This is a genomic window from Gordonibacter sp., from assembly GCF_036667095.1.
Lineage (GTDB): Bacteria > Actinomycetota > Coriobacteriia > Coriobacteriales > Eggerthellaceae > Gordonibacter.
The window spans coordinates 1,387-8,083 of record NZ_JAVWUP010000118.1 but is presented as its reverse complement, the minus strand read 5'-3'; the positions used below and the strand labels follow the sequence as shown (position 1 = coordinate 8,083).

The following is a 6,697-nucleotide window of genomic DNA, read 5'->3' as shown; positions in this document are numbered from 1 at the left end:
TCTGAACGGTTCGATTGAAGAGGTCAAAATGTAACGTAACTAACTATAGGAGGGATTATGGCTGAAAAAAGCAAAACTCCCCAGCTAGACGAGCTGGAGAACGGTCCGTGGCCCAGTTTTGTCAAGGAGATCAAACGCGCGGCTGACAAGAACGAGATGAGCGAGGATCTGCTCGGCTTGTTAGAGCGGTCCTACGAGGACAAGATCGGCCACTGGAAGCACGGCGGTATCGTGGGCGTCAAGGGGTACGGCGGCGGCGTTATCGGTCGCTACACCGACCTGCCCGAGGAGTTCCCGAACCTCAGGGAGTTCCACACTATGCGCGTGTCGGCTCCGAGCGGCTGGTTCTACACATCCGACAAGCTGCGCGACATCTGCGATATTTGGGAGAAGCACGGCTCGGGTCTGACGAACATGCATGGTTCCACGGGTGACGTGGTGCTGCTCGGCATGAAGACTGAGGAGCTGCAGCCCACGTTCGACGAACTCTCCGAGCACGACATGGACCTGGGCGGATCGGGCTCCGACCTGCGTTCTCCGAGCTGCTGTGTGGGACCGGGCCGCTGCGAGCACGCCTGCTACGACACGCTGGACATGTGTTACGACGTCACGAACGAATACCAAGACGAGCTGCACCGTCCCATGTGGCCCTACAAGTCCAAGATCAAGATGTCGGGTTGCGCCAACGACTGCGTCGCCGCCGCCGCGCGCGCTGACATCTCAGTCATCGGCACGTGGCGCGACTCCATCACCATCGACCAGGACGAGGTCAAGAAGTACGCCGAGGGCGGTATGAATATCCGCGAAGAGGTCGTGGCGAAATGCCCGCCCCAGTGCCTGAGCTACGACGAGGCTACCGGCGAACTTACGGTGAACGGCGAGGAGTGTACGCGTTGCATGCACTGCGTGAACCTTATGGGCAAGGCCGTGCACCAGGGTAAGGAAAAAGGCGCCACCATCCTGGTGGGTGCGAAGTCCACCATCGTGAAGTCGGCCTTCATGTCTTGGGTGCTGGTTCCCTTCATGAAGATGGACGCTCCCTACGAGGAGTTCAAGGATCTCTGCAACCGCATTTGGGACTGGTGGGATGAAAACGGCAAGACGCGCGAGCGTTTGGGCGAGACCATCTACCGTGTTGGCATGGGTGAGTTCCTACGCGGTGTCGGTCTGCCGGCCGTGCCGCAGATGGTGTATCGCCCCCGTGCGAATCCGTACGTGTTTTGGCCAAAGGACGAAATCGAGCAGGCCAGCCCAAGCGAGTAGGAAAACGTCCGCGCCCTCGGCATTCGGATGCCGATCGCGCTTTAGATTCAGAAAGACGAGGTGATCCTCAGTGGCAAAAACTGACAACGGTCCTATCTCCTACAAGGAACTCCTGCCCCCGATCATCCAGGAGAACTACGGCAAGTGGCTGTACCACGAGTACCCCCGGCCCGGCGTGCTGAAGCACGTGGGCCCCGCCGGCGCCCTCTACAGCGTCCGCGTGGGTACGCCGCGCCTGCTGGCCGTCGACTCCATCAGGGAGTTGTGCGGGGTTGCCGACAAATACTGCGACGGCTACCTGCGCTTCACGAGCCGCAACAACATCGAGTTCCTCGTTTCCGACGAGGCGAACGTGGAACCCCTGGTCGATGAGTGTAACGAGCGGGGCTACCCGGTTGGCGGCACCCATAATTCGCTCTCGAACATCGTGCACACGCAGGGCTGGGTGCACTGTCACACCCCCGCCAGCGACGCATCGGGCGTGGTGAAGGCTATCATGGACGACCTGTACGAGTACTTCACCACCGACCAGCTGCCCAACAAGCTGCACATCGCCATGGCGTGCTGCCTGAACATGTGCGGCGCGGCCCACTGCAGCGACATCGCGGTGGTCGGCATCCACCGCACCGTGCCCCGTATCAACCACGAGCAGGTGCGCAAGAGCTCCGAGATCCCCAGCCTGGTGGCCTGCTGTCCCACCGGTGCCATCCGCCCCGACCCCGCCAACAAGAGCGTCAAGGTGGTCGACGAGCGCTGCATGTACTGCGGCAACTGCTACACCATGTCGCCGGGCATGCACATCATGGACGCCCAGAACGACGGCTTGGCCATCCTGATCGGCGGCAAGGTGTCCAATGCCCGCACCGATCCCAGCTTCTCGCGCATGGTCATTCCGTTCCTGCCGAACAACCCGCCGCGCTGGCCGGAGATGACCGAGGCTGTTCGCGGCATCGTTGAGGCCTGGGTGCGCAATGCCCACAAGGGCGAGCGTCTGGGCGAGTGGGTTGAGCGCATCGGCTGGGAGCGCTTCTTCTCCATCACGGGCATCCCGTTCTCCGACAAGCTGATCGACGACTACATCTTCTCGCGTGAGTCGTTCAGAACCTCTGCGGCATTCAAGTACTAGCAAATGCTGTCCATGCCGTTGTCCTTGGGAGGGGGCGGCGGCATGGTGCACGCAGCGATAGTTGTATCGCTATCGCTGCGTGTGCGAAAAAAGAGGAATAGGCATCATTGATACCTTAATGGTTGAACTGCAAGGTTATTCCTATCAAAGATCTAAGGGGAGTGAAGTACATGACTAACAATACGAAGACCAACGGGTCGGGCCTGAAGAGCTTAATTCTGAAGGAAGACTGGTGGGCCGTATGGATTGGTCTCGGTGTTACGCTAGTCGCCATGCTTCTATGGTATGCCGGCAGCACCCTTGGCATTGTAAACGTATCGTTTAAGGCGTATGAAAGTATCGGCGATATGCCTGGCATGGTGGCTCCGCTGCTGCCGAAGTTGCTGATTCTTTATGTGGCGATGGGCGGTCTTTTTACCATTGCCATGAAAATTATGGGCCAGCCGGTAGGCAAGTTCATCGCTGGCTTCACCGTGTTGTACCTGATGGGCGTATTCGTCCAGATTCTTGGCTCCTGGAACATTATGAAGACGCTGAACCTGGAGGCCCCGGTTTTGGCGCTTATCCTCGGTATTATTTTGGGTAACATTATTAAGATCCCGGATTGGTTCGATGCAGGCATGCGCACCGAATTCTATGTGAAGACCGGTATCGTTTTGTTGGGTTCCAGCGTTCCGTTTACCCTGATTCTCCAGTCGGGTCCGGTTGCGCTGCTGCAGGCTACCGTTGTGGCTGTTACCACGTTTTTGGTCATTTACTTCGTGGCTACCAAGGCCCTCGGTTTGGAAAAGCCCTTTGCGGCCACACTGGGTGCTGGTGGCTCCATCTGCGGCGTTTCGGCTTCCATTGCCATTGGTAGTTCGGTTAATGCCAAGAAGGAGCACGTATCCGTTGCTATTTCGATGGTTGTCATCTGGGCTACCGTCATGGTGTTCCTGCTTCCCATTGTCTGCCGTGCCTTGGGTCTTTCCGATGGTGCGTCGGGCGCTTGGATTGGCACCTCTGAGTTCGCCGACGCCGCTGGTATCGCTGCTGCGGCTCAGTTCGGTGACGGTGCCACCACTACCTTCACGCTGATGAAGGTAGTCGGCCGCGACATATTCGTCGGCGTGTGGGCGTTTATCCTGGCTATCATCTCCGTTACAGTGTGGGAGGCCAAGAAGGCCGACGGAACGCGCCAGAAGCCCTCTGCGGGTGTTATCTGGGAGCGTTTCCCGAAGTTCGTTATAGGCTTCTTCATCGCCTCCTTGCTCATCACGTTCGTAAGCGCTACCGCCGGTGTTGATTACAGCACAATCAAGAGCGGTATCGTGTCTCCGTTGCAGGGTATCCGCGGTTGGGCATTCACCCTGTGCTTCCTCTGCATCGGTTTGACAACTCGCTTCCGTGAGTTGACGAAGACCGGCTGGAAGCCCTTCGCCGCCTTCACCGCTGGCGTTGTTGTTAATGTGCTGCTCGGCTTCGTTTGCTCCACTATTCTGCTAAACGACTACTGGACCATGGCCGGAATGTAAGATCATGGCTGATGACGCTGCAATGAAAGAAACCTGCATTCAAGAACCGTGCTTTTTCCTCCCATTCTTTGAATCAGGGGAGTGGCGCACAAAGGAAAAGCCTCCGTGGAAAACGCTCAAGAAGGCAAAGGTGACGCCGGGGTTCATTCGGTCGCTTGCAACCTACACCGAGTATCGCATGAAGCGGAGCGCTGATCTCATGGAGTATTTGCTGAGCCTTGAGGCAGACTGGGACGTTACCATGAAAAAGGACGGCATCTACGTTGAAACCAAGGATATGATCTACGAACGTATCCTGCCCAAGATCCACGAGGCTGGCTTCACTGAGGACGACTACGTTCTCTACAGTGAGTACACGCGCAAGTGGGGAATGCTGTAGAAGCTCTGCGCGAGCAGGTTGCGCTCGTTATGCAGGTGCCGTAACGTTGAAAACCAGGCGGAAGATGGCTGTGCGAGAGGCTGTCTTCCGTCTGGGCTTTTGAGATGCCATGCGATGCGCGCGTTTGGCCGGAAGGAGCCGCTATGCGGCCTATTACCAAGGAAAGCGTCTGCGATCTGGTTGAGCGCGGCGACGAGCGGGCCCTCCTGCTGCTATTCGATCAGGATCCCGACCGGGTGAGGCGCTATCTTACCCGGCTTTCCTATGCTCCGGAAAGCCCTCTTCATGAGGGGGCCATCTCCTGCATCAGGTTTCTTGCGGAGCAGCGCACTGCGTGCATGCCGGAATTCTTCCTCGAAACCATACGGCGCCATCTGTGGGCCATGAACGAGGAGGGAGGCAACATAGATTGGTCGGCCCCCGAGATCGTAGGGGCGGTCATCGCGGGAAGCCCGGCGCTGTTTGGAAAGTTCTTCTCGTACGCGTTCTGCGCTGCTGTCGACGAACCGACGTTTCAACCCAGCTTGGTGCGGGCCTTCGATATGGTGGCTTGTGCACAGCCCGAGCTCGTCGAGGAGTTCTCTTCGCGCATTGACACGCTTCGCACGACGGGATCGATCGAATAGCTGCTCGCAGCGCTATGCGCTATACGAGGACACAAGTTCTTGCAGGCGAACTTCGGCAGCTTGCGCATCGCCGTCTTCCAGGAGTTCGAGAATCCGCCCGTCGGTGGCTGCCTCCCAAAAGGCCATGCGATCCTGTTCGGCCACTTCGCCGTTCACGGTGTCCCGCACGCTTTGCAGAAGGTCTACGTACCCCTCGTAGCGGGCGCTGAAACGCTCCTCGAGTTGCAGGCGTATGCGTCGCGCCAAAAGCGGGCTAGCACCCTGTGTGGATACGGCAATGGAGAGGCTTCCGCGCCTGAGTACGGACGGCAGGTAGAAGCTGCATAGCTCGGGTCGGTCGGCTACGTTCACCATGAGGCGCGCCTCCGTCGCATCGTGGAACACGCGTGCGTTGACCTCCTCGTCGTCGGTCGCCGCGAACACGATCTCCGCGTCCTGCACGTCGGACCCCTCGTAGCATTTTTTCTTCCAGGCGCATTGCGATTCGCGCACCAGCGCCTGAAGCCCCTCGGTGATGCGGGGCGAAACGATGGTCACGTCTGCGGCGCATTCGAGAAGGCCCTTGACCTTTCGTTCGGCAACCGATCCTCCTCCCACGACGATAGCGCGTTTGTTCTCGAGGAGCAGCACCGCGGGATACGCCTTCGCCATGGGGTTCTCGCTTTCTTAAGGCTTGGTCGTTGGTTCGTCTATTATACCAAAAACGGTCTAAAAACATCGTGCGCCATCGTGTTTGCAACCCTTCTCGAAACTTGTATATAGCCAGGTGAAAGGTTGATATACAAGTATCCGATGAGGTGATGAAGATATCGTATTTTACGCATGTGTACTCCTTTACGCATAATAGGCCGCAGGTGGTCGAATTGCGCTCTCTCGATGAGGGGCGGATAGTCGTTTTTGGGAGGGACTATGAAGCTAGGCATTGTTCGCTGCGCCCAAACCGAGGAAGTATGCCCCGGCTCAAAGGATTTCCAAGCGCTTCGCGAGAAAACAGGGGTCTTTGCGAAGGTTGATGATGCCATCGAGTTGGTTGGCTTCACCACCTGTGGCGGTTGCCCGGGTAAGAAGGCGGTTTTCAGGGCGAAGAGCCTCGTGGCGGCGGGGGCGGATACGATCGCCTTCGCGTCGTGCATCACCAAGGGCACGCCCATCGGGTATCCGTGTCCGTTTGCAAAACGGATGATTGCCGCCGTGGAGGGAAACGTCGAAGAAGGCGTCGAAGTGCTCGATTACACGCACGGCTGGTGATTCGCCGGATGGAATTGCTGCCATCGTTTTTCCTTATGCCAAGATGAATTGATTGTATTTTACACGGAAAAATCAGAATGCTTTAATCGTTGCAGTGGAGCTTTCCAAGTTCAGACGACTCGGTAACCGAGTCAGATAGGGGCATTCTCATGGACAAAGGACCCGCAGATCCCGTGGTCAAGGAAAAGGTTCTCGCCTACCTCGACACGATCGAGAAGGCTAAGAGCAAGGAGATCGCCAAGGCCATAGGCGAGCTGAAAGGGGCGGTCGACAACGCGGTGAAAGAGCTTGCTATGGAAGACAAGGTTGAATATCTCTACATCACCACAACCTTCGTCGCCCTCAAAGGCAAGGTTGCGCCTCCTGAGTGAGCTTACAGGGTGAGCGCGTTGGCTGAGGGAAGGCGCGCTCGCCGATGCTCTTGGCAGGGTTGGATACGATAGGAACGGGGCCGGGATGTCTGTGAAGATATTGTCCAGGGACGTGGAGGACTCGATCGCCCGTGCATGGTGCGGGGAATTGAGTGCGGCGTTGGGCATCG

The 6,697-nt window shown here is 57.7% G+C and carries 8 protein-coding genes; 7 read left to right on the top strand and 1 reads right to left on the bottom strand.

Going from position 1 to position 6,697, the window contains the following annotated elements:
- Positions 1–57 precede the first annotated feature (57 nt).
- The 5 genes from dsrA (at position 58) to RR842_RS10050 (ending at position 4,908) form a co-directional block, all read left to right on the top strand.
- A complete protein-coding gene (gene dsrA, locus RR842_RS10070) occupies positions 58–1,263 on the top strand; it encodes a dissimilatory-type sulfite reductase subunit alpha (RefSeq protein WP_332513114.1) in 1,206 nt (401 codons plus the stop codon).
- A 70-nt stretch (positions 1,264–1,333) separates the two neighbouring features.
- Positions 1,334–2,389, top strand: a complete 1,056-nt coding sequence (gene dsrB, locus RR842_RS10065; RefSeq protein ID WP_332729658.1) for a dissimilatory-type sulfite reductase subunit beta — start codon at positions 1,334–1,336, stop codon at positions 2,387–2,389.
- A 170-nt stretch (positions 2,390–2,559) separates the two neighbouring features.
- Positions 2,560–3,903 carry a putative sulfate exporter family transporter gene (locus RR842_RS10060; protein ID WP_332553573.1) on the top strand — a complete coding sequence of 448 codons (1,344 nt, stop codon included), beginning with the start codon at positions 2,560–2,562 and terminating at the stop codon, positions 3,901–3,903.
- A gap of 130 nt (positions 3,904–4,033) precedes the next feature.
- A complete protein-coding gene (locus RR842_RS10055; protein WP_332513111.1) occupies positions 4,034–4,282 on the top strand; it encodes a hypothetical protein in 249 nt (82 codons plus the stop codon).
- 143 nt (positions 4,283–4,425) lie between these two features.
- Positions 4,426–4,908, top strand: coding sequence for a hypothetical protein (locus tag RR842_RS10050; RefSeq protein ID WP_332553574.1), 483 nt, complete (start codon positions 4,426–4,428; stop codon positions 4,906–4,908).
- A gap of 12 nt (positions 4,909–4,920) precedes the next feature.
- Here the strand turns inward: RR842_RS10050 and RR842_RS10045 are convergent, their stop codons facing one another.
- Complete coding sequence (locus RR842_RS10045) at positions 4,921–5,559, bottom strand: bifunctional precorrin-2 dehydrogenase/sirohydrochlorin ferrochelatase (protein ID WP_332729656.1); 639 nt, start codon at positions 5,557–5,559, stop codon at positions 4,921–4,923.
- 258 nt (positions 5,560–5,817) lie between these two features.
- Between RR842_RS10045 and RR842_RS10040 the strand changes: the two genes are divergently transcribed.
- Both RR842_RS10040 and RR842_RS10035 read left to right on the top strand, forming a co-directional pair.
- A complete protein-coding gene (locus RR842_RS10040) occupies positions 5,818–6,156 on the top strand; it encodes a CGGC domain-containing protein (RefSeq protein ID WP_332513107.1) in 339 nt (112 codons plus the stop codon).
- Between the two features lie 173 nt (positions 6,157–6,329).
- The gene (locus RR842_RS10035; RefSeq protein WP_332513105.1) at positions 6,330–6,527 is read left to right on the top strand and encodes a hypothetical protein; all 198 of its coding nucleotides are present in this window, start codon (positions 6,330–6,332) and stop codon (positions 6,525–6,527) included.
- Positions 6,528–6,697 lie beyond the last annotated feature (170 nt).

What these genes read in the sequence shown, in the direction of transcription:
- dsrA (WP_332513114.1), top strand. Translation starts at nt 58, where the DNA reads ATGGCTGAAAAAAGCAAAACTCCCCAGCTAGACGAGCTGGAGAACGGT.
- RR842_RS10040 (WP_332513107.1), top strand. Translation starts at nt 5,818, where the DNA reads ATGAAGCTAGGCATTGTTCGCTGCGCCCAAACCGAGGAAGTATGCCCC.
- RR842_RS10045 (WP_332729656.1), bottom strand. Translation starts at nt 5,559, where the DNA reads ATGGCGAAGGCGTATCCCGCGGTGCTGCTCCTCGAGAACAAACGCGCT.
- RR842_RS10060 (WP_332553573.1), top strand. Translation starts at nt 2,560, where the DNA reads ATGACTAACAATACGAAGACCAACGGGTCGGGCCTGAAGAGCTTAATT.
- RR842_RS10050 (WP_332553574.1), top strand. Translation starts at nt 4,426, where the DNA reads ATGCGGCCTATTACCAAGGAAAGCGTCTGCGATCTGGTTGAGCGCGGC.